This is a genomic window from Streptomyces sp. NPDC052721, assembly GCF_040678315.1.
GTDB lineage: Bacteria > Actinomycetota > Actinomycetes > Streptomycetales > Streptomycetaceae > Streptomyces.
Genome location: NZ_JBFATL010000024.1, coordinates 45,189 through 67,258 on the forward strand (window position 1 = coordinate 45,189; position 22,070 = coordinate 67,258).

General features: G+C 71.8%; 18 protein-coding genes. 12 read left to right on the plus strand and 6 right to left on the minus strand.

Going from position 1 to position 22,070, the window contains the following annotated elements:
- Window positions 1-36 precede the first annotated feature (36 nt).
- The 7 genes from AB0L21_RS22685 to AB0L21_RS22715 all read left to right on the plus strand — a co-directional run bounded on the left by AB0L21_RS22685 (window position 37) and on the right by AB0L21_RS22715 (window position 7,146).
- Window positions 37-1,080, plus strand: a complete 1,044-nt coding sequence (locus AB0L21_RS22685) for an ABC transporter substrate-binding protein (protein ID WP_365785980.1) — start codon at window positions 37-39, stop codon at window positions 1,078-1,080.
- On the plus strand, window positions 1,077-1,922 hold the full coding sequence (locus AB0L21_RS22690; RefSeq protein ID WP_365785982.1) for an ABC transporter permease: 846 nt from the start codon (window positions 1,077-1,079) through the stop codon (window positions 1,920-1,922). Before AB0L21_RS22685 ends, AB0L21_RS22690 begins: the two co-directional genes overlap by 4 nt.
- Complete coding sequence (locus AB0L21_RS22695) at window positions 1,898-2,632, plus strand: ABC transporter ATP-binding protein (protein WP_365699923.1); 735 nt, start codon at window positions 1,898-1,900, stop codon at window positions 2,630-2,632. The genes AB0L21_RS22690 and AB0L21_RS22695 overlap by 25 nt, the downstream gene beginning before the upstream one ends.
- On the plus strand, window positions 2,629-3,966 hold the full coding sequence (locus AB0L21_RS22700; RefSeq protein ID WP_365699921.1) for an LLM class flavin-dependent oxidoreductase: 1,338 nt from the start codon (window positions 2,629-2,631) through the stop codon (window positions 3,964-3,966). Before AB0L21_RS22695 ends, AB0L21_RS22700 begins: the two co-directional genes overlap by 4 nt.
- Before the next feature lie 11 nt (window positions 3,967-3,977).
- Window positions 3,978-4,868 (plus strand): TauD/TfdA family dioxygenase, encoded by an 891-nt coding sequence (locus AB0L21_RS22705; protein ID WP_365699919.1) that lies wholly within the window; start codon window positions 3,978-3,980, stop codon window positions 4,866-4,868.
- 121 nt (window positions 4,869-4,989) lie between these two features.
- Window positions 4,990-6,375 carry an amino acid permease gene (locus AB0L21_RS22710; RefSeq protein ID WP_365699917.1) on the plus strand — a complete coding sequence of 462 codons (1,386 nt, stop codon included), beginning with the start codon at window positions 4,990-4,992 and terminating at the stop codon, window positions 6,373-6,375.
- A gap of 123 nt (window positions 6,376-6,498) precedes the next feature.
- Window positions 6,499-7,146, plus strand: coding sequence for a superoxide dismutase (locus tag AB0L21_RS22715; RefSeq protein WP_365699915.1), 648 nt, complete (start codon window positions 6,499-6,501; stop codon window positions 7,144-7,146).
- Between the two features lie 139 nt (window positions 7,147-7,285).
- Here the strand turns inward: AB0L21_RS22715 and AB0L21_RS22720 are convergent, their stop codons facing one another.
- Window positions 7,286-7,924, minus strand: coding sequence for a DsbA family protein (locus AB0L21_RS22720; RefSeq protein WP_365699913.1), 639 nt, complete (start codon window positions 7,922-7,924; stop codon window positions 7,286-7,288).
- A 137-nt stretch (window positions 7,925-8,061) separates the two neighbouring features.
- On the opposite strand from AB0L21_RS22720, the gene pepN reads away from it, so the two are divergent.
- The 3 genes from pepN to AB0L21_RS22735 all read left to right on the plus strand — a co-directional run bounded on the left by pepN (window position 8,062) and on the right by AB0L21_RS22735 (window position 12,828).
- Window positions 8,062-10,641 carry an aminopeptidase N gene (gene pepN / locus AB0L21_RS22725; protein ID WP_365785984.1) on the plus strand — a complete coding sequence of 860 codons (2,580 nt, stop codon included), beginning with the start codon at window positions 8,062-8,064 and terminating at the stop codon, window positions 10,639-10,641.
- Between the two features lie 207 nt (window positions 10,642-10,848).
- A complete protein-coding gene (locus AB0L21_RS22730; RefSeq protein WP_365785986.1) occupies window positions 10,849-11,910 on the plus strand; it encodes a hypothetical protein in 1,062 nt (353 codons plus the stop codon).
- A 108-nt stretch (window positions 11,911-12,018) separates the two neighbouring features.
- Entirely contained in the window at window positions 12,019-12,828 is an 810-nt protein-coding gene (locus tag AB0L21_RS22735) for an SGNH/GDSL hydrolase family protein (protein ID WP_365785988.1), read from the plus strand.
- A gap of 114 nt (window positions 12,829-12,942) precedes the next feature.
- Here AB0L21_RS22735 and AB0L21_RS22740 read toward each other — a convergent pair whose 3' ends face one another.
- From AB0L21_RS22740 to AB0L21_RS22760, 5 genes are all read right to left on the minus strand, one after another.
- On the minus strand, window positions 12,943-14,070 hold the full coding sequence (locus tag AB0L21_RS22740; RefSeq protein WP_365785990.1) for a serine hydrolase domain-containing protein: 1,128 nt from the start codon (window positions 14,068-14,070) through the stop codon (window positions 12,943-12,945).
- Window positions 14,071-14,164: 94 nt separating this feature from the next.
- Window positions 14,165-15,916: a TIGR03767 family metallophosphoesterase gene (locus AB0L21_RS22745; protein ID WP_365785992.1), complete on the minus strand. Its 1,752-nt coding sequence runs from the start codon at window positions 15,914-15,916 to the stop codon at window positions 14,165-14,167.
- Between the two features lie 201 nt (window positions 15,917-16,117).
- Window positions 16,118-16,600, minus strand: coding sequence for an NUDIX hydrolase (locus AB0L21_RS22750; protein WP_365699901.1), 483 nt, complete (start codon window positions 16,598-16,600; stop codon window positions 16,118-16,120).
- Window positions 16,601-16,609: 9 nt separating this feature from the next.
- Window positions 16,610-17,476 carry a pyridoxamine 5'-phosphate oxidase family protein gene (locus AB0L21_RS22755; protein ID WP_365785994.1) on the minus strand — a complete coding sequence of 289 codons (867 nt, stop codon included), beginning with the start codon at window positions 17,474-17,476 and terminating at the stop codon, window positions 16,610-16,612.
- A 2-nt stretch (window positions 17,477-17,478) separates the two neighbouring features.
- Window positions 17,479-17,925 carry a VOC family protein gene (locus tag AB0L21_RS22760; protein WP_365699897.1) on the minus strand — a complete coding sequence of 149 codons (447 nt, stop codon included), beginning with the start codon at window positions 17,923-17,925 and terminating at the stop codon, window positions 17,479-17,481.
- A 123-nt stretch (window positions 17,926-18,048) separates the two neighbouring features.
- On the opposite strand from AB0L21_RS22760, the gene AB0L21_RS22765 reads away from it, so the two are divergent.
- The gene (locus AB0L21_RS22765) at window positions 18,049-18,591 is read left to right on the plus strand and encodes a CGNR zinc finger domain-containing protein (RefSeq protein WP_365785996.1); all 543 of its coding nucleotides are present in this window, start codon (window positions 18,049-18,051) and stop codon (window positions 18,589-18,591) included.
- A 154-nt stretch (window positions 18,592-18,745) separates the two neighbouring features.
- Complete coding sequence (locus AB0L21_RS22770) at window positions 18,746-22,042, plus strand: S8 family serine peptidase (protein WP_365785998.1); 3,297 nt, start codon at window positions 18,746-18,748, stop codon at window positions 22,040-22,042.
- The last annotated feature ends 28 nt before the right edge of the window (window positions 22,043-22,070 follow it).

The window sequence follows — 22,070 nt, forward strand, 5'->3', positions numbered from 1 at the left end:
CTGCTTTTCTCTCCATTTTCTCCTGGGAGTCCTCCCATGCACCGTCGTGCCTTTCTCACCTCCGTTTTCGGCGCGTCCGCCGCCGTCGCCGGCCTGTCCGGCTGCGCCCAGGGGGATGCCGCCGCCGACACCCGGGGCGCCGCCACCAAGCCGCTCGCCGCCGAGGTCCCGGCCGGCACCAGCCTGAAGATCGCCTCCTATCTGAACCAGCAGCAACTCCAGTTCAGGCTGGCGAAGCTGCCCAAGCTGCCGTTCAGGGTGGCCGGCTGGGTGAACATCGGGGCGGGCCCGGACGTCATCAACGCGTTCCGCGCCCAGTCCCTGGACCTCGCCAACAACGCGGGCATCCCGCCGATCCAGGCGCACTACCAGGGCTTCGCCGCGAAGATCGTGGCGATCGGCATCACCCGCAGGCCCAACTACCTCTTCGCCACCAGGCCCGGCAGCGACATCCGCGCGGTCGCGGACTTCAAGGGCAGGAAACTCGCGTTCTCCCAGGGCCAGGCCCAGGGTGTCGTGCTGCTGCGGGCGCTGAAGAAGGCGGGCCTGGCCTACGACGAGGTGAAGCTGGTCCCGCTGACCAGCAACCAGTTCTTCACCGCCCTGCAGTCCGGGCAGGTGGACGTGGCCCCGCTCGCCGTCAACCAGGCGCCCGCCTACCTGCAGCAGTACGAGTCCAAGGGCGCCCGCGCCATCCCCACCGACGTCGTCGACCTGCTCAACCTGCTGTGGGCGCCGCAGTCCGTGCTGAACGACCCGGCGAAGGCCGCCGCGATCGCCGCCTACATCCCGCAGTGGGCCAAGGGCCAGGTGTGGCAGTACGAGCACCCGGACGTGTGGAACGAGGAGTTCTACGTCAAGACGCAGAACCTGACCCTCGCACAGGCGCGCGGCATCTCCGCCCTGGCCAACAAGCCGCTGTTCCCGCCCAGCTGGGACGAGGCGACCAAGTGGGAGCAGGAGACCGCCGATCTGCTCGCCGACGGCGGCTTCGTGAAGAAGTTCGACGTGTCCTCGCTGTTCGACCACCGCTTCGAGTCCATCGCCGCCAAGGCCGTACCCGAGGAGTACCGGAGGTGACCGCCGTGACCACGACGACCGCCGTCCCCCGCACTGCCGCCGGGGACCTCCCCCAGGTCCGCAGGCGCCGCCGGCTCTCCCCCGGACGCCGGCTGCCCGCCGCCCGGCTCATCGGCCCGCTGGTGCTGCTCGCCGTGTGGGCCGCCGCCTCGGCCGCCGGGGCGCTGGACCCGGGAGCGATCCCCGCGCCCTGGACCGTCCTGCGCACCGCCGGCCATCTGTGGACCGACGGCACCCTGCCCACCGATGTGCTGACCTCCCTGGAGCGGGCCGGATACGGCTTCGCGATCGGCCTGACCACCGGGGTGCTGCTCGCCCTCGCCTCCGGTCTGAGCCGGGCCGGGGAGGCGCTGATCGACGGGACCGTGCAGCTCAACCGGGCGATCCCCACCCTCGGTCTGATCCCGCTGTTCATCCTCTGGCTGGGCATCGGCGAGACCTTCAAGATCGCCGTCATCGCGATCGTCGTCTACATACCGGTCTACCTGAACACGCACGCCGCGCTGTCCGGCATCGACAGCCGGTTCGTCGAACTCGCCGAGGTGCAGCACCTGTCGCGGCTCGCCTTCGTCCGCCAGGTCGTCATCCCCGGCGCGCTGCCCGGATTCTTCGTGGGACTCCGGCTCGGCGTGACCGGCTCCTGGCTGGGTCTGGTGGTCCTGGAGCAGATCAACGCCACCAGCGGGCTCGGCTACCTGATGTTCCAGGCGCAGAACTACGGCCAGACCGACGTCATCCTGGTCGGCCTGCTGATCTACGGCGTGTTCGGCCTGGTCTCCGACAGCGTGGTCCGTCTGATCGAACGGAGGGTGCTGTCATGGCGCCGCACACTGAGCAACTGACCCGGCCCGCCGTCCGGCTGCGCGGCCTGACCCGGTCGTTCGCCGGCCGTACCGTCCTCGACGGCATCGACCTCGATCTGCCCGCCGGACAGTTCACGGCCCTGCTCGGGCACAGCGGTTCCGGCAAGTCGACCCTGCTGCGGGCCGTCGCCGGGCTCGATCACGGGGTGGCCGGCGGCGGGCGGCTCACCGCGCCCGAGCGGGTGTCGGTCGTCTTCCAGGACTCACGGCTGCTGCCCTGGCGCCGGGTGCTGGACAACGTCCTGCTCGGCCTGGACGGCAAGGACGCCGGGCAACGCGGCCGGGCCGCCCTCGCGGAGGTCGGTCTCGCGGGACGGGAGCGGGCCTGGCCGGGCGAGCTGTCCGGCGGCGAGGCGCAGCGGGCGGCGCTGGCCCGCTCCCTGGTCCGCGAGCCGGAGCTGCTGCTGGCGGACGAGCCGTTCGGGGCGCTGGACGCGCTCACCCGGATCAAGATGCACCACCTGCTGCGCGAGCTGTGGACGCGCCACCGGCCGTCCGTGCTGCTCGTCACCCACGACGTGGACGAGGCGATCGTGCTCGCCGACCGGGTCCTCGTCCTCGACCGGGGCCGGATCGGCCTCGACCTGACCATCGACCGTCCCCACCCGCGCTCCTACCGGGAGCCGCTGCTGGGCGAGTACCGCGAGCGGCTGCTGGCCGCCCTCGGCGTCACGGAGGACCACCGGTGACCACGCGCGACCTGCGTCTGAACGCCTTCCTGATGAACACCGGCCACCACGAGGCGTCCTGGCGGCTCCCCGAGAGCGACCCGTACGCCCATGTGGAGCTGAGTCACTACGTCCGGCTCGCCCGGACCGCCGAACGCGGCACCTTCGACTCGCTCTTCCTCGCCGACGGCCCCCAGCTGTGGAGCAACCTCGCCCAGCGGCCGGCCGGCGCGCTGGAACCGCTCACCCTGCTGACCGCGCTGGCGACGGCCACCGAGCACATCGGCCTGATCGCCACCGCGTCCACCTCCTACAACTCCCCGTACAACCTGGCCCGCAGGTTCGCCTCGCTGGACATCGTCAGCGGCGGCCGGGCCGGCTGGAACATCGTCACCACCGCCGGCAAGGAGGCCGCCCGCAACTTCGGGCTCGCCGAGGAGCCCCCGCACGCGGAGCGGTACGCACGCGCCGCCGAGTTCCTGGACGTGGCCCTCAAGCTGTGGGACAGCTGGGAGGACGACGCGATCGTCGCCGACAAGGCGGCCGGCGTCTGGGGCGACGACAGCAAGATCCACCCGCCCCGGCACCGGGGCAGGTACTTCAGCGTCGCCGGCCCCCTCAATGTGCCGCGCACCCCGCAGGGGTACCCGCTGCTGGTCCAGGCCGGGTCCTCCGAGGACGGCAAGGACTTCGCCGCCCGGTACGCGGAGGCGGTGTTCACCGCCCAGCAGACCCTCGCCGGCGCCCAGGCCTTCTACGCCGACCTCAAGTCCCGTACCGCCCGGGCCGGCCGGGATCCGGGGCACCTGAAGGTGCTGCCCGGGATCGTCCCGGTGCTCGGGTCGACGGAGGCCGAGGCGCGGGCCGCCGAGCGGCTGCTGGAGGACCACATCGTGTACGAGCACGGCGTGGACCGCCTGGAGAACCTGCTGCGTCTCCCGGCGGGCACGCTGGAGCTGGACGCCCCGCTGCCCGCCGATCTGCCGCCCGAGTCCGCCATCGAGGGCGCCAAGAGCCGCTACACGCTGGTCGTGGAGCTGGCCCGGCGCGACCGGCTCACCGTCCGGCAGCTGATCGGCCGGCTCGGCGGCGGGCGCGGGCACCTCACCTTCGCCGGGACGCCCGAGCAGGTCGCCGACCGGATCGAGACCTGGTTCACGCGGGGCGCGGCCGACGGATTCAACGTCATGCCGGCCGTGCTGCCCTCCGGTCTGGACGCCTTCGTGGAGCACGTCGTACCGCTGCTGCGCGCCCGCGGCCTGTTCCGCACCGAGTACGGGCCCCGGCAGACCCTCCGGGAGCGCTACGGCCTCCCCCGCCCCGCCAACCAGTACCTGACTCCCGCCTTCAGCTGAGAGGAACCAAGATGTCCATCGAGATCACCCAGGTCACGGCCCGCATCGGCGCGCGCGTCTCCGGGGTCGACATCACCCGGCCGCTCGCCCCGGAGGAGGTCACCGCGATCCGTGAGGCCCTGGGCGTCCACAAGGCGCTCGTCTTCGACGCCGGTGACCTGGACGACGCCGGACAGCAGGCCTTCGCCCGCCACTTCGGCGACCTGACCACGGCGCACCCGACGGTGGGGGCGGTCGACGGCGCCCCGAACGTGCTGCCGGTCGACAGCGAACGGGGTCGCGCGAACCACTGGCACACGGACGTGACCTTCGTCCTCAACCCGCCGCAGGCCAGCACCCTGCGTTCGCTCACCGTCCCGCCGTACGGCGGTGAAACCCTGATCGCCAACGCGGCGGCGGCCTACCGCGACCTGCCCGAGCCGCTGCGCCGCCTGGCCGACGTCCTGTGGGCGGAGCACACCAACGACTACGACTACGCGGTGCCGGACGAGGAGATCGACGAGGAGCGGGCGGCCCAGCGCGCCCAGTTCACGTCCCTCACGTACCGCACCGCGCACCCGGTGGTCCGGGTGCATCCGCTGACCGGGGAGCGGGGGCTGTTCATCGGCGGGTTCGCGCAGCGGATCGTCGGCCTGTCGGCGGGCGAGTCCCGCAAGATCCTGGACCTGCTCCAGGCGTACGTCACGCGCCCGGAGAACGTGCTCCGCCACCGCTGGTCGGAGCACCAGCTGGTGCTCTTCGACAACCGCATCACCCAGCACTACGCCATCGACAACTACGACGGCCTGCCGCGCCGCCTGCACCGGGTGACCGTCGCCGGTGACGTCCCGGTCGGCATCGAGGGCAAGGAGAGCTACTCGATCGAAGGCGACGCGTCGCACTACACGCCGGTGGCCGCGTAACCGTGCGTTCACCGTGAGTGCACCGGGTGTCCGGATAGTGGGCGGCCCTGTCGCGTGAGCGGACGGGCCGCCCAGACTGGCGGGGTTTTTGCCCGCTCATCGCACTGGGAGAGCCGCCCCCATGCCCAGCAGCACCACCACGGAGACGCCGCCGCAGCAGCGGGCGGACGCCTCCCTCTCCCACGGCCTCAAGCAGCGCCACCTGTCGATGATCGCCCTGGGCGGGGTGATCGGCGCGGGCCTCTTCGTCGGCTCCGGCGCGGGCATCGCCGCGGCCGGCCCGTCCATCGTGATCGCCTACGCCCTCTCCGGCGTCCTGGTGATGCTGGTGATGCGGATGCTCGGCGAGATGTCGGCCGCCTACCCGTCCTCGGGCTCCTTCTCCGCGCACGCCGAGCGGGCGATCGGCCCCTGGGCGGGCTTCGCGGCGGGCTGGTCCTTCTGGGTCCTGCTCTGTACGGCGGTGGGTCTGGAGGGCATCGGCGCCGCGAAGATCGTCCAGGGCTGGCTGCCGGGCACCCCGCAGTGGATGTGGGTCGCGCTGTTCATGGTCGTCTTCTGCGGGGCGAACCTGGCCGCCGTGAAGAACTTCGGCGAGTTCGAGTTCTGGTTCGCCGCGCTGAAGGTGGGCGCGATCAGCCTGTTCCTGATCCTGGGCGGGCTGGCCATCGCGGGCGTGCTGCCGGGCACCGACTCCCCCGGCGCGTCGAACCTGACCGACTTCCTGCCGCACGGCAGCGAGGGCCTGCTGGTCGGCCTGCTCGCCTCGGTCTTCGCGTACGGCGGCCTGGAGACGGTCACCATCGCGGCGGCCGAGTCGGAGGACCCGGTGCGCGGCGTCGCCTCCGCCGTCCGCACGGCGATGTGGCGGATCGCCCTGTTCTACATCGGCTCCATGGCGGTCGTCGTCACCCTCGTCCCCTGGGACTCCGAGGACGTCGTGGCGAAGGGCCCGTACGTCGCCACCCTCGACCACCTGGGCATCCCCGGCGCGGGCCAGCTGATGAACGTGGTCGTCCTGGTCGCCCTGCTGTCCGCGATGAACGCCAACATCTACGGCTCCTCGCGCATCGCCTACTCGCTGGTCGAGCGCGGCCAGGGCCCGAAGGCGCTGGCCGGGCTGTCCGGCGGGGTCCCGCGCGTCGCGGTCCTCACCTCCTGCTTCTTCGGCTTCGTGTGCGTGCTGCTGAGCTACTGGCGCCCGGACGACGTCTTCCCCTGGCTGCTGAACATGATCGGCGCGGTCATCCTGGTCGTCTGGATCTTCATCGCGGTCTCCCAGCTGCTGCTGCGCCGCCGCATCGAACGCGAGGCCCCGAAGAAGCTGGTCGTCCGCATGTGGGGCTTCCCGTGGCTGACCTGGGTCGCCCTGGCCGGCATGGTCACGATCTTCGTCCTGATGGCCCGCGAGCCGGACACCCGCGTCCAGCTGTACTCGACGGGCGGGATGACGCTGGTCCTGGCGGCGGTGGGCTACGCCCGGCAGCGGGCGCGGGCCGGGCGCTGACCGCCGCGTCCCGGGCGGGGCCCCCACGTTGCGACACGTGGGGGCCTTTCTGTTGCCCCGATGCTGTTGTTGCTAGCGTGTAGTTGCAAGATACTTGCAATAAGGTTCCGGAGGGGATCACCCATGCCCGTCTACACGCTGCCCGACCTGCCGTACGACTACGCGGCGCTCGCACCCGTGATCAGCCCCGAGATCATCGAGCTGCACCACGACAAGCACCACGCGGCCTATGTGAAGGGCGCCAACGACACGCTGGAACAGCTCGCCGAGGCGCGGGACAAGGAGGCGTGGGGCGCGGTCAACGGCCTGGAGAAGAACCTGGCGTTCCATCTGTCCGGGCACATCCTGCACTCGATCTACTGGCAGAACATGACGGGCCCGAAGGACGGCGGCGGGGAGCCGCTGGCCGCCGACGGCGTGGGCGAGCTGGCCGAGGCGATCAAGGAGTCCTTCGGCTCCTTCGCCGCCTTCAAGACCCAGCTGTCCAAGGCCGCCGCGACCACCCAGGGCTCCGGCTGGGGCGTCCTCGCCCATGAACCGCTGAGCGGGCGGCTGATCGTGGAGCAGGTCTACGACCACCAGGGCAACGTCGGCCAGGGCTCCACCCCGATCCTGGTCTTCGACGCCTGGGAGCACGCCTTCTACCTCCAGTACAAGAACCAGAAGGTCGACTTCATCGAGGCGATGTGGCAGGTCGTCGACTGGCAGGACGTGGCGAAGCGGTACGCGGCGGCGAAGTCCCGCGCGAACGTGCTGCTCCTGGCCCCCTGAGAACGTCCTGCCTCGTGATCGTCTTCTCACCCTTCACGGCGGCAGGCGGATGAGAGAAGACCCCCGTGAGGACGTGACTCACGGGGGTCTTCCCTGCGCGCAGGCGGGCCCGGCGCCGAACCGGGCCCGTCACCGGGGCTTACAGGTTGCTGAAGTCCGGGCCCTTGGTGCGGGTCCGCTTGATCTCGTAGAAGCCCGGTACCGACGCCACGGCGAGCGTGCCGTCCCACAGCCGGGCCGCCTCCTCGCCCTGGGGGGCGGGGGTGACGACCGGGCCGAAGAAGGCGATCTGCTCGCCGTCGGGGCCGGGCACCGCGATGACCGGGGTGCCGACGTCCTGGCCGACCTTCTCGATGCCCTCCTTGTGGGAGGCGCGCAGCTCGGGCTCGTACGGGGTGGAGTCCCAGTGGTCCATGAGGGACTCGGGCAGCCCCACGTCCCGCAGCGCGGCGGCCACGGCCGGCTTCTCCGGTCCCTCGCCCTGGTTGTGGATGCGGGTGCCGAGCGCGGTGTAGAGGTCGCCGAGCACCTCCGCGCCGTGCTCCTGCTGGGCCGCGATGACGACGCGGACCGGACCCCACGCCTTGGTGGCGAGCATCTCGCGGTACTCCTCGGGCAGCTCGTCGAGCCTGTTCTCGTTGAGCACGGCGAGGCTCATCACATGCCAGCGGACCTCGATGTCCCGGACCTTCTCCACCTCCAGGACCCAGCGGGAGGTCATCCAGGCCCAGGGGCACAGCGGGTCGAACCAGAAGTCGACGGGGGTCTTCTCCGACATGTCTCTCCTCGTGGGGAACGCCTTTTCCGGGAAACGCCGCGGCCGGCCGTGCCATTCCCCGTTACCCCTGTCAGGGGCACGTGGCAGGATCGGTGCTGTTCAGCCGCCATCCACGCGATCACGAGGGAGTGCCGTCCGTGCCCGGTGAGAATCTGTCCCGCGACGAGGCCCGGGAGCGGGCCGCCCTGCTGTCCGTCGACGGCTACGAGGTGTCCCTGGACCTGCGGTCCGCCGTCGGCGACGCGGGCGGCGAGCCGCGCACGTTCCGCTCGGTGACCACCGTCCGCTTCCGCTGCAACGAGCCGGGCGCCTCCAGCTTCGCCGATCTGGTCGCGCCGGGCGTGACGTCCGTGTCGCTCAACGGCCGCGACCTGGACCCGGGCGAGGTGTTCGACGGCTCCCGGATCGCGCTGGAGGACCTGGCCGCGGAGAACGAGCTGGTGGTGGACGCGCAGTGCGCCTACTCCCGCACCGGCGAGGGCCTGCACCGCTTCGTCGACCCGGAGGACGGCGAGGTCTATCTGTACACGCAGTACGAGCCGGCCGACGCCCGCCGGGTCTTCGCGAACTTCGAGCAGCCGGACCTGAAGGCGCCGTACCGCTTCGAGGTGCGGGCGCCGGAGGGCTGGACGGTGTGGAGCAACGGCGCCGGTGAACTCGCCGACGGGGTCTGGCGGTTCGCGGAGACGAAGCCGATCTCGACGTACATCACGTGCGTGGTGGCGGGCCCGTACCACTATGTGACGGACTCCTACACCCGCACCTTCGAGGACGGCACGAAGCTGGAGATCCCGCTCGGCGCGATGTGCCGCAAGGGTCTCGCGCCGCACTTCGACGCGGACGACGTGTTCCTGGTGACCAAGCAGGGCCTGGACTTCTTCCACGACCACTTCGACTACCCGTACCCGTTCGGGAAGTACGACCAGGCGTTCGTGCCGGAGTACAACCTGGGCGCGATGGAGAACCCGGGCCTGGTGACCTTCCGCGAGGAGTACATCTTCCGCGGGAAGGTGACGCAGGCGTCGTACGAGGCGCGGGCCAACGTCATCCTGCACGAGATGGCGCACATGTGGTTCGGCGACCTGGTCACCATGGAGTGGTGGGACGACCTGTGGCTGAAGGAGTCCTTCGCGGACTTCATGGGCACGTTCGGATGCGTGGGCGCGACCCGCTTCAAGGACGCGTGGATCACCTTCGCCAACCGCCGCAAGGCCTGGGCGTACCGCGCGGACCAGCTGCCGTCCACGCATCCGATCACGGCGGACATCCGTGACCTGGAGGACGCCAAGCTGAACTTCGACGGCATCACCTACGCCAAGGGCGCCTCGGTGCTGAAGCAGCTGGTGGCGTACGTCGGCCAGGACGCGTTCCTGGAGGGCTCCCGGCGCTACTTCAAGCGGAACGCGTACGGCAACACGCGCCTCGGCGACCTGCTGTCGGTGCTGGCGGAGACCAGCGGCCGGGACATGACGGCGTGGGCGGCGTCGTGGCTGCAGACGGCCGGGGTGAACTCGCTGACCCCGCAGGTGCTGCTGGACACCGAGGGCGGCCGGATCGCCGAGCTGGCGATCCTCCAGGAGGCCCCGGAGTCGCACCCGGAGCTGCGTCCGCACCGGATCGCGGTGGGCCTGTACCGCCGTACGCCCGAGGGCGCGGTGGAGCGGTACGCGCGCGTGGAGACGGACGTGCACGAGCCGCGTACGGTCGTGGCCGAGCTGGCGGGTGCCGAGGCGCCGGAGCTTGTGCTGGTCAACGACGACGACCTGACCTACTGCAAGGTCCGGTTCGACGAGACCTCGCTGGCGACGCTGCGGACGCACCTGGGCGCGCTCACCGATCCGCTGGCCCGCGCGCTGTGCTGGTCGGCGCTGTGGAACATGACCCGGGACGCGCTGCTGCCGGCGCGGGACTTCATCGATCTCGTGCTGCGCTTCGCGGGCCGCGAGTCGGACATCGGTGTCCTCCAGATGCTGCACGCCTGGGCGAACTCGGCGCTGGCGCACTACGCGGCGCCGGACTGGCGGGAGACCGGCGGGGAGCTGCTGGCCGAGGGGGCGCTGCGGGAGCTGCGGGAGGCGGAGCCGGGCAGTGAGCACCAGCTGGCGTGGGCGCGGTTCTTCGCGTCCGTGGCGTCCGCCGAGCCGGACCTGAAGCTGCTGAAGGACCTGCTGGACGGCACGGTCGAGATCGAGGGGCTGGAGGTGGACCAGGAGCTGCGCTGGGCGTTCCTGGAGCCGCTGGCCGCGCACGGGGCGGCGGACGAGTCGGTGCTGGCGGCGGAGCTGGCCCGGGACGACACGGCGTCGGGCAAGCGGCACCAGGTGCGCTGTCTGGCGGCGCGGCCGTCGGCGGCGGTCAAGGCGCAGGCGTGGGCGCAGGTGGTGGAGTCCGACGCGCTGTCGAACGCGCTGGTGGAGGCGACGATCTCGGGGTTCCAGCAGCCGTCGCAGCGGGAGCTGACCGCGCCGTACGCGCAGCTGTACTTCGCGGCGATCGAGCGGGTGTGGCGGGAGCGGTCGATCCAGATCGGCATGGACGTGGTGCGGGGCCTGTTCCCGGCGTACCAGGACCGGCCGGAGACGCTGGACGCGACGGACGCGTGGCTGGAGGCGCACCGGGACGCGGCGCCGGCGCTGCGCCGGCTGGTGCTGGAGGCGCGGGACGACCTGGCGCGGGCGCTGCGCGCACAGGAGTGCGACGCGGCGGCCGGCCGGTGAGCTTTGGCCTGAGCTTGCCCGGCCGGTGACCGTTACGAAATTCGGGCAAACATAGCCGTAACCCCTGGTCCACACCCGATCGGACCAGGGGTTTTCCGTCTCTACTCGGCATCCGAACACCTGACCTTTAGTCCCGCCTTGTCCGCATTTCTCGACGGGCGTGTAACAGCGGTTACGGTCCGGACCGGGCGCGGGAATCCCGAGTCCATGACCCACAACACCCCGCTCTCCCCCCGCCCCCTCCGCCACCTCTCCGACGTCCACCGCCGCGTCCTGACGGCCGCCCAGCTGCGCGCCCACGGCGTGACGACGGCCGAGCTGGCCGAGCAGTGCCGCCCCGACGGCCCCTGGCGGGCACTGCTCCCGCACGTGATCCTGCTGCACCCCGGCCCGCCCACCGGCGAGGAGCGGCTGCACGGGGCCCTGCTGTACGCGGCCCGCGCCACGGAGCCGGGCGTCCCGGTCCAGCCGACGGCCGAGAGTCCGCACCGGCCGCTGTACCAGGAGGCGGTGCTCACCGGACTGGCGGCGCTGACCCTGCACGGCTTCTCGTCCACCCCGCCGCTGACCGCCCTGGACCACGTGGACGTCCTGGTCCCGCGCCAGCGCCGGCTGCGCTCCACCGGCTACGTCCGCGTCCTGCGCACCCCCGCCCTGCCCGCCCCGCAGACGGTGACCGGCCTGCCGGTGGCGCCCGTGCCCCGGGCGCTGGCGGACGCGGTGGCGGACCTGAGGGACGCGGAGGCGGTACGACGGCTGCTGACCGAGGCGGTGCGCGGCGGCCACTGCGAGCCGGCGGCGGTCGTCCAGGAGCTGACCCTCGCCAAGCTGCTGAACCGCCCGCACGTCGTGGACGCCGTGGACGCGCTGCTCGCGGAGGGCCGCTCGATCGCCGAGGACCGCCTGTACCGGATGGTCCGCGAGTACGGCCTGCCCGACCCGGTCTGGAACGTCGACCTGCGCCTGCCCGGCGGCCCGCACCTGGGCGGCCTGGACGCCTACTGGCCGGACCAGGCGGTCGCCGTCGAACTGGACACCCGCGCGTCCCGGCAAAGCCATCGGCACGGCTCCGGGCAGGACGACGACGCGCTGTGGTCCGAGTACGCCCGCAAGCGCGAGCACCTGGAACGCCTCGGCATCACGGTCGTGTACATCGCGCCCAGGAAGCTGCGGGACTGCCCGGAGCAGCAGGCCGCGGTGGTGCGGACCGCGCTGATGGCGTCCGGGGACCGCGACCCGGCCGCGTACGTCGTGGTGCTGCCCCGGTAGCGAAGGCCCGCCCGCTTGTCCCGTTTTCCTGCGCCGGCCGGGTGAGGACTCACCGGAACGGACCAGCAGGGCGGGCGGGGCGCGGGCGGGGCGCGGTACAGGAGAGTCATGAGACACCCTCGAATAGCGGCAGGCGCGTGCTCCCTCCTCCTCGCCGCCGCCTGCGCGTTCGCCGATCCCGCGACGGCACAGGTGGCGCCCCGCACCACGGCCGGCGGCTACGTGGCCCTCGGCGACTCCTACTCCTCCGGTGCCGGAGCCGGCGACTACCTGGCCTCCGGCGAGGAGTGCAAGCGCAGCAGCCGGGCCTTCCCCGTGCTGTGGGCCGAGGCGCACGCACCGGCGTCCTTCACCTTCGCCGCGTGCAACGGCGCCGGCGCCGACGACGTCCTGACCGACCAGCTCGGCCACCTCGGCCCGCGCACCGCACTGGTCACGCTCACCGTCGGCGGCAGCGACTCGGGCTTCGTCTCCGTCATCGCGAACTGCGCGCTGGGCGGCGCCAAAGGGTGCCTGTCCGCCGTCTCCCGAGCCCGCACCACGATGGACGGGTCCCTCTCGGGCAGCCTCGACCGGCTCTACTCGGCCATCCGGAACCGGGCCCCCGCCGCCCGTGTCGTGGTGCTCGGCTACCCGCACCTGTACCACCTCCGCGGCGCCTGCGCGCTGGGACTCCCGGACAGCGAACGCGCCACGCTGAACGAGGCCGTGGACCACCTCAACGCCGTCATCGCCCAGCGCGCCACCGCCCACGGGTTCACCTTCGCCGACGTCACCGCCGCCTTCGCCGGCCACGAGATCTGCTCGTCCCGGCCCTGGCTGCGCGGTGTCGACGTGCTGGCGATCACCGAGTCGTACCACCCGACGGCACCGGGACAGTCCCTCGGTTACCTCCCGGTGCTCACCCGGGTGTCGTGACCGCTCCAGCGGCTCGGGCTGGAGCTGGGCCTCCGCGTGCACGCCGTCGAGCAGTGCGGCGTACGCGGCGATCACGCGCGTACGGCGATGCGTCCGCGGCGAACGGAACGGCGGCTAACAGAACTCCTTTTCCAGCACGTCCGCCGTGTCCCCGGCCCAGTCCCCGTTGAAGTTGACCGCCACGGAGTGCCGGCCGTCCGCCGTCGATGCCGCCTCGGACGCCGAGCCGTGGATCCCGCCGTCGTGGCCCCACACGTGGACGCCGCAGGTCAGCCGGGTGTTCATGAGGCCGAGGCCGTACCGGATGCGGGGGGCGCCGGTCCCCGTGGCCACCGTGGTCTTCATCTCCTTCAGCTGCCGTGCCGGGAGCAGTTCGCCGCCGAGCAGGGCGCCGTAGAAGCGGGCGAGGTCGGCGGAGTCCGAGATCATCTCTCCGGCGGAGGAGGCCATGGACGGGTTGAGGGTCGTGACGTCGTACGCCGGGCCGCCGGGGACCCTGAACGTCGAGTACGCCCTGCTGCTCGGCCGCGGCAGGGTGACCCGCGTCCCGGGCACGGAGGTCGCCCTCAGATGGAGCGGGCCGATGACGCGGCGGTTGATCTCGGTGGCGTACGACCGGCCCGTCACCTTCTCGGTCACCATCCCGGCGAGGACGTAGTTGATGTTGGAGTAGCGCCAGGAGGTGCCCGGCGCGAAGTCCGGCGCGTGCCGCATCGAGAGGTCCACCAGGTCCTGCGGGGTGAGGGTGTCGTAGCGGTGCCGGAAGAAGCCGTCCTTGGTGAAGTAGGCGCTGCCGAAGCCGGGGTCGGCCAGGTAGTCGTGGATGCCGCTGGTGTGGTTCAGCAGCTGCCGGAGGGTGATCCTGCGGCCGTCGTGGCCGTGACCGCGCACCACGCCCGGCAGCCACCGGTCCACCGAGTCGTCGAGGGAGAGCCGGCCCTCCGCCTCCAGCTGGAGCAGGACGGTGGCGACGAAGGTCTTGGTGATGCTGGCGACGCGGAAGCGGTCGGCGGGCAAGCGCGGCCCGCCCGTGCGGGTGTCGCCCACGCCGGCGGTGGCGGACCAGACGCCGTGACCGTCCCGCGCGGTGACGGCCGCGCCGGGGACACCGGCCTTGACCGCCGCCTCGACGGCCTCGCGGGTGCGCTCGTGGGGTGCGGGGCCGGCCGCGACGGCCGGTCCCGCGAGGGCCGCCGTGAGGAGCAGGGCGGTGCTGCCCACCAGAGCTGTGCGTGCGCGCATGTCTTCCCCAACCTGTGGTGTGCCGGTGCGGTCGCGGGAAGGGACCCGGGAGTGTTCTGCGAAGGTTGCCTGGTGTAGGCCGGTTGAGTGACTCTCAGCCCTTCTTCAGCACCAGCTCCGTGTTCCGGTCGGCCGCCTTGCCCGCGAACGTCCTGCCGGCGCCGGGGGCGTTGAACGACAGCTCGCGGTAGAGGGCGGCCAGGCCGGTCTGCGAGAGGTCCGCGAAGTCGGTGCGGTGCGGGGCCGCGGACTCGATGAGGGTGGTGAAGACGGAGAGCGTGCCGTCCTTGTTGTCGACCAGCTCGACGATGCGGGCGAGCTGGGGGTGGTCGATGTGCGAGGCGGTGGAGATTTCCCAGAAGGAGCCGCCGCCGGAGGCCGCGTGCGGGGTGATGATGTTCCTGTGGACGTGGCCGTTCACCCAGGCGAGCACATTACGGTGCCGGGCGAGGAGGGCCACCAGTTCCTCACCGGTGTGCCGGCGCTCGCCGGGGCGGGCCGGGTCGGGGCGGGTGTTGGTCATGGTCGTGCTGGTGTGGTGGCTGAAGACGACGGCGTAGGAGTCCTTGTTGTCCTTCAGGGTCTTGTCCAGCCACTTCAGCTGGGCGGTGCCGAGGGAGCCCTCGAAGTGGCCGCCGGCGTCGTTGGTGTCGAGGCTGATCCCGACGACGTCGTCGGAGACACGGAAGGAGTAGTACTGGGTTCCGGCGTCGAGGTTCGCGGAGGAGTAGCCGTGCCCGACCGGGCCGACGCCCTGGTGGGCGGGGTCGAGGTGGGCCTTGAGGTAGTCGGCGGGCGTGTACGGTGCCCGCTTCTCGTCGGGGGTCACGGAGCGCATGGCGCGCGCGTGCGCCTTGAGGAAGTCCCGGTAGCCTGCGCCCTGCGGATCCCGGGCGTTCTTGTTGGTGTCCCGGAACTTCTTCGCCTCGGCGGCGGAGACGGTCATCAGCTTCCTGCCGCCGATGGCGGCCTCGGCCAGGTACGAGTCGCCGTGGGAGCCGTAGACACCGAGCTGGAGCATGTCGTGGTTGCCGACGGTGGAGTACCAGGGCAGCTGCAGGCCGGGGCTGCGCACTTCGCGGATCGCGGCGGCCAGGAAGCCCTTCAGATGCGGGAAGCCGAGCGCCTTGTCGTGGTCGCGGAGGGCGGCGTCCGGCTGCCAGTACAGCTTCAGGCCGCTGTTCTGCACGCCCTCGTAGTGCGCCGGGTCACCGGAGTTCGGGGTGATGCGGCCACCGCTCATCACCTTCATGTACCACTCCAGCTCGCACAGCGCGTTGTTGTCGGTGTTGTCGCCGGTGGTCATGACGAAGTGGAGCGGAGTGCCGGTGACGGGCCCGCCGCGCAGCGCGTTGACCCGTTCGACGAAGGCGATGGAACCCTGCACGGTCAGCGCCTCCTGCGGGCGCCAGGCGTGCGGGTCGGCGGCGCGCACGAACTCGGCGCGCAGGGGGTGCTGCACATCGGTCAGGTGCATGTCCGTGAATTGCACGAACGCGGCGAGGGCCTTGCGGCGGCCCGCGCGGCCGGCCCTGGGCGTGGCCAGCTCGCCGCGCACGACCCGCTTCCAGCCGGGACCGTCGCCGAGGCGGCGGTAGCCGGAGCTGTTCCTGGGGGCGGCGACGGAGGCGAGCGTCGTGCCCTTGGCGGAGGGGGCGAGCGGGGCAGCCGCGAGGGCCCGGCCGCTGTGGGCGACGGGCTCCTCGGCGGCGGTGGCGGCCTCGCCGTCGGCCCGGCGCAGGGCGTAGCCGACGCCCGCGGAGAGCGAGACCGCTCCGGCGGCGGCGAGGACGGTACGGCGGTTGACCCCCAGAGCGGAGGTGGCGACAGAGCGTGTGCGCGGCATGGCGCGGTCTCCCCGGATGCGAACGCGTCGGCAGTGGTCGCGGGGCCGTCACGGACGCGAACGCCCCGCTCACCGTGGATCGTCGGCACCGGGGATGGCCTGCGCGTGAACGCGGCGGCAACGCGCAGCACCGATCACCGTACGTGGATCACCGGGTACCGGCCGTGGCCATGGAGTGGATCGCGGGTGGACCGGGGGCGGTCACTCCTCGTTCAACTGCCGGGGCAGGGAGAGGTCCTCCAGGTGTCCGTGCGGCGGCTGTTGGCGCCACAGCCGCAGCGCGGTGTCGACCAGCGGCACCCGGGTGAGCCCGGGTACGGCGTCGAGGTCCTGCCAGGCGGCGAAGTCGGTGGAACCGCCCACCTCGTAGCGGAGTTCACCGCCGACGACCTCACCCGTGTACAGGATGCGCACCCCGTGGTGGTCGGTGCGGCGGCGCGGGCGCCCGCTGGGAAAGACGTGGCGGAAGGAGTCGATGCCGAGGAGACCGGTCACCTCGATGCGGTAGCCGGTCTCCTCGCCGACCTCGCGGCGGACGGTGTCGTACGGGTCCTCGCCGTGCTCCATGCCGCCGCCGGGCAGCACCCACTCGGGCGTGCCGTCCGGTGCCGGCGAGCGGGCGAGCAGAAGCTGTCCGTCGCGGACGCACACGGCGTAGGCCGCCACCCTCAGTTTCCGTCGCATGGACGGACGTTAGCGCGCGGCGTCCGGGTTGGCGGGCGAATACTCCGGCGCGGACCAGCGCAGGGGCACGGCGGCCGGGGTCCACAGGGCCTCGGTGAACGTGAAGCGGACGGTACGGGCGCCGTCCCGGGCGAACTCGGTACGGGCCTCGCCGGTGAGCTGGAGGGTGGTGCCCGTGTCCCAGTCCAGGAAGAGCAGGCCGGCGCGTGGGTCGGTGCGCAGGTTGCCGAGGCTGAGGAACATGGCGTTGCCGGGGTAGTCCGGCCAGGTCAGCTCGCGCGGGGACGTGACCTCGACGAAGCCGGGGTTGCCGCCGCGGTGGCTGGCGTCGGCGCCGGCCCCGTGCACGGTGGCCAGGAAGAAGGTGTCGGCCGACCGGATGAAGTCCGCCTCCTCGTCGCCGAGTTCGGTGAGGTGGCGGGGGATGCCGGGCGTACGGTCGACGGTTTCGTACGACTCCCGTCGCTGGATGTGTCGGGGGCAGTTGGAGAAGACCTGGTCCGCCTCCACGGTGAATCCGGTTGCCGTCGGGCGCAGTCGGCCGTTGAGGCGCATGCGGCGGCGGGTCCGGGGGTCCAGGGCGATGGTGCCGACGCCGATCGGGCCGTCGTTCGGGTGCGGGCCCGTTGTGGTGCTCACGGATATCCGCCGAGGCCCTGTCACCCTCACGAAACCCGGCGCTCCCGTGAGCACCGAGGCCCACACCCTTCCCGTCTCCGGGTCCGCCGCGCCCACGATCAACAGGGGCTGTTGCTCCAGGAAGGCCGCCGCGACCGGCTTGATGTCCTGGCCGAGGGAGCGGCCGACGTGGTCGGCCCGGTCACGGACGCCGGCCTGGTCCTGGATGGCCCGCGAGCCCGCGTGATACACGCTCATGGCTAGAAGAAACCGCAGGTCGGGGCGGCGGCGTGCGGGGCGGGGGCCTGTTCCGCGCCGTGCGGGACGGAGATCTCCAGGCGGGTGCCGTCCGGGTCGTGGAAGAAGATCCCGCCGGAGGCCGCGCCTTCCCGGTGGGCGACCACGCCGTCGTGGGCGAACTCCACTCCGGCGGCCCTGAGCGCCGTCTCGTACTCCCGGACCCGGTCCATCGTGTCGGCGGTGAAGGCCAGGTGGTGCAGTCCGGCCCGGCCCCGGTCGTACGCCCCCTGCGCCTGCTGCCAGAGGGTGAGGAGGAGCTGGTCGCCGCCGTGGCCGAGGAACGCGTAGCGCCGGTCGTCCTCCTTGCCCTCGCCGAGCACGGTGAAGCCGAGGACGTCCCGGTAGAAGGCGAGCGAGCGGTCGAGGTCGGTGACGTTCAGGCCGGTGTGGCCGGTGCTCAAGGTCATGGCTCTTCCCTTCGGCGTGCCCTCACCGGGCATCTCTAACCGTCATACTCACGTTAGGTGGTTAGACTCGACCGAGTCAACCGGTCACGTAGGCTTGACCGGTTAGCCGAGAAGGAGTGCCCGATGTCCAGCGCCCGCGATCCCCGCCCGCTCACCGGCGAGCCGCTCGCGCTCGACCTGCTCAACACCCGGTGGAACAGCGACGGCGTCACCCAGGACCTGCTCGCGGACACCGAGGGGCTGGCGGTCTGGCTCGCGAGCAACGGGCTGGCCGGGACCCACCCGGCCGACGCGGCGGCGCTGCGCCATCTGCGCGCGGCACGCGAGGCGATCAAGGCGGCCGTGGACGGGTCACCGCAGCGGGCGGCGCCGCTCGTGGACGCCGTCCTGGAGCACGGCCGCATCCGGGCCCGGCTGACCGCCGGCGGTCCGGCCGAGGAGCCCGAGTTCGCCGATCCCGCCTGGGGCCCGGCCTGGCTCGCCGCCCGGAACTACCTGGACCTGCTCGCCCGGGCTCCGGAGCGGATCCGCACCTGCGCCGGCGGCAGCTGCGTCCTGTACTTCTTCGACACGTCCCGGAACGGCACCCGCCGCTGGTGCTCGATGTCCGCGTGCGGCAACCGGGCCAAGGCCTCCCGGCATTACGCCCGTTCGAAGGAGGGTTGAGCGAATTCCGGCCCATACCGGCCGGATTCGCTCATATCTCATCGGGGGTTTTCCCCATACCTTGATTTCGATTCGGTCAACGGTCCCCAAAATCCGAACCCTTCGGTCAGGCTGAGCGCTCCCGTCCGCTCGTTCCTTGACCTGAGGGATGCCGATGACCCACACGCCCGAGCGTGATCCGATACCCGGTCCGAGACGCCTGGCCCGCATAGCCGTGGCCGTGGGCGTCGTGGCCGCCCTCTCCGCGGCGGGGCCCATACCCCTGGCCCTCGCCGCGGACCCGGCCCCCGCCCCGGCCGCCGACCCCGCCGTCAAGTCCGCCCACGACAAGCTCGGCTCCGACGACGCCGCCCTGCTCGCCGAGGCCAAGGCGGACGGCGACAAGAACGTCACGATGATGATCGCGACCTCGCCCGGGAAGACCGAGCAGGTCGCCGCGGAGCTGGACGCGGTCAAGGGCGGTCTGGTGGGCCGTACCGACGACGAGCTCGGCTACGTCCGCGCCACCGTCCCGACGGGCCGGGCGGACTCGGCGATCGCCGCCGCCGTGAAGCTCTCCTCCGTCCAGGCCATCGACCTGCGGCAGGAGATCCCGCTGGACGACCCGGCGCCCAGCGGCACCAAGTCCGCGGCCGGCAAGAGCACTTACCCGGCGCCGGGCAAGCAGACCCCCGCCGAGAACCCCTACAACCCGTCCTTCGAGACCGGTGCCGTCGACTTCGTCGAGGACCACCCGAAGGCGGACGGCCGCGGCATCACCATCGGCATCCTGGACTCCGGCGTCGACCTCGGCCACCCGGCCCTGCAGAAGACCACCACCGGCGAGCGGAAGATCGTCGACTGGGTGACGGCGACCGACCCGGTCACCGACGGCGACGGCACCTGGCGGCGGATGACCACCGGCGTCTCCGGCCCGTCCTTCTCCCTCACCACCGCCTCGCAGGGCACCGAGAAGTTCACGGCGCCCGAGGGCTCGTACAAGTTCAACTACCTGTACGAGTCCGCCACCGCGGGCGGCGACGAGAAGGGCGACCTCAACCGGGACGGTGACACCACCGACGCCTGGGGTGTGCTGTACGACCCGGCCGCCGGCACGGTCCGCGTCGACACGAACGACAACCTGGACTTCACCGACGACGCGGCGATGAAGCCGTACAGGGACGGCTACCAGGTCGGCTACTTCGGCACCGACGACCCGGCGACGGACGTCGTGGAGCGCGTCCCCTTCGTGGTCGAGACCCGCAAGGACGTCGTCTACAACTCCTCCGGCGCCAAGGCCGACTACGTCAACATCGGCGTCATCGAGTCCGAGCACGGCACCCACGTCGCCGGCATCACCGCCGCCCACGGCCTGTTCGGCGGCAGGATGAACGGCGCGGCCCCCGGCGCCAAGCTGGTCTCCTCGCGGGCCTGCACCTGGACCGGCGGCTGCACCAACGTCGCCCTCACCGAAGGCATGATCGACCTCGTCACCAAGCGCGGCGTCGACATCGTCAACATGTCGATCGGCGGCCTGCCCGCGCTGAACGACGGCAACAACGCGCGCGCCGAGCTGTACACCCGGCTCATCGACACCTACGGCGTCCAGCTGGTGATCTCCGCCGGCAACTCCGGCCCCGGCGCCAACACCATCGGCGACCCCGGCCTCGCCGACAAGGTCATCTCCGTCGGCGCGACCATCTCCAAGGAGACCTGGGCCGCCAACTACGGCTCGGTGGTGGAGAAGAAGTACGCCATGATGCCCTTCTCCTCGCGCGGCCCGCGTGAGGACGGCGGCTTCACACCGACCCTGAGCGCGCCCGGCGCCGCGATCAACACCACCCAGACCTGGCTGCCGGGCTCCCCGGTCGCCGAGGCGGGGTACGCGCTGCCGGCCGGCTACTCGATGCTCCAGGGCACCTCGATGGCCTCCCCGCAGGCCACCGGCGCCTCCGCGCTGCTGCTGAGCGCGGCCAAGCAGAAGGGCATCGACCTGACGCCCGCCAAGCTGCGCACGGCCCTGACCTCGACCGCCGACCACATCAAGGGCGTGCAGGCGTACGAGGAGGGCGCGGGCCTCATCGACATCGTGGACGCGTGGGAGTCGATCAAGGACGACGTCACCGCGCACGAGTACACCGTGAAGGCCCCGGTCGACACCGCGATCGACTACGCCCTCAAGACCCCGGGCTACGGCACCGGCCTGTACGACCGCGAGGGCGGCCTGAAGGCGGGCGAGAAGAAGACGTACGACGTGACGATCACCCGTACGTCCGGCCCGGACAAGGCGGTCCGGCACGAGCTGCGCTTCGCGAACAACGCCGGCGGCACCTTCCGGATCGTCGGCGACGACGACGTCAGGCTGCCGCTGAACCAGCCGGTCACCGTCAAGGTGCAGGCGGCCCCGGAGTCCGCGGGCATCAAGAGCGCGATCCTGGAGGCCGACGACCCGCGGACCGAGGGCGTCGACAAGCAGATCCTGTCCACCGTCGTGGTCGCGGCCCCGGTGAAGTACACCTACTCCGCTTCCGGTTCGGTGCAGCGCAACAGCACGCGCTCCTACTTCCTGACCGTGCCCGAGGGCGCGACGTCGCTGGAGGTCGCGATCGGCGGGCTGAAGGACAGGAGCCAGACCCGGTTCATCGCCATCCACCCGTACGGCGTCCCCTCCGACAGCACCTCGACCCCGTACTGCTACAACAACTACCTGGACGGCAACGGCTGCAAGCCCGACGTGCGCTCCTACGCCGACCCGCAGCCCGGCGTCTGGGAGGTCGAGGTCGAGTCCCGGCGGACCTCCCCGCTGCTCGACAACCCGTACCGGCTGGACGTCACCGTCCTCGGCGCCGCCTTCGACCCGCAGACCGTGACCGTCCCCGAGGCCAAGGTCGGCACCCCGGCCACCGCCTCCTGGAAGGTGACCAACACGTACGCCGCGCTGGACGGCAAGCTGGTCGGCGGCCCGCTCGGCTCCGCCAAGACGGCCCGCACGGCCATCAAGGAGGGCGAGACGCAGACCACCACGGTGACCGTCCCGGCCGGTGCCACCTCACTCGACGTCGCCATCGGAGGCGTCTCGGACACGGCGGCCGACCTGGACCTGACGGTGTACGACGCGTCCGGCAAGGAGGTCGGCAAGTCCGCCGACGGTGACTCGGAGGAGGCGGTCTCCGTGCCGTCCCCGGCCGCCGGCACCTACACCATCGAGGTCGTGGGCTACGCGGTCCCGGCCGGCTCGACCGACTACGACTACCGGGACGTGTTCTTCTCCACCGCGCTCGGCTCCGTCACGGTCGACGGCTCGGCCCCGGTCAAGCTCGGCACGGGCGCCTCGGCGACGGTGACCGGCCAGGTCACGGCCGCCGCGGAGGCTCCGGCCGGCCGCGAGTTCTTCGGGCAGGTCCAGCTGGTGAACGCGCGCGGAACCGTCGCGGGCAGCGGCAGCGTGAAGATCGAGAAGGTCACGCCGTGACGCTGTGACGGGGTGACGTGAAAGGGAG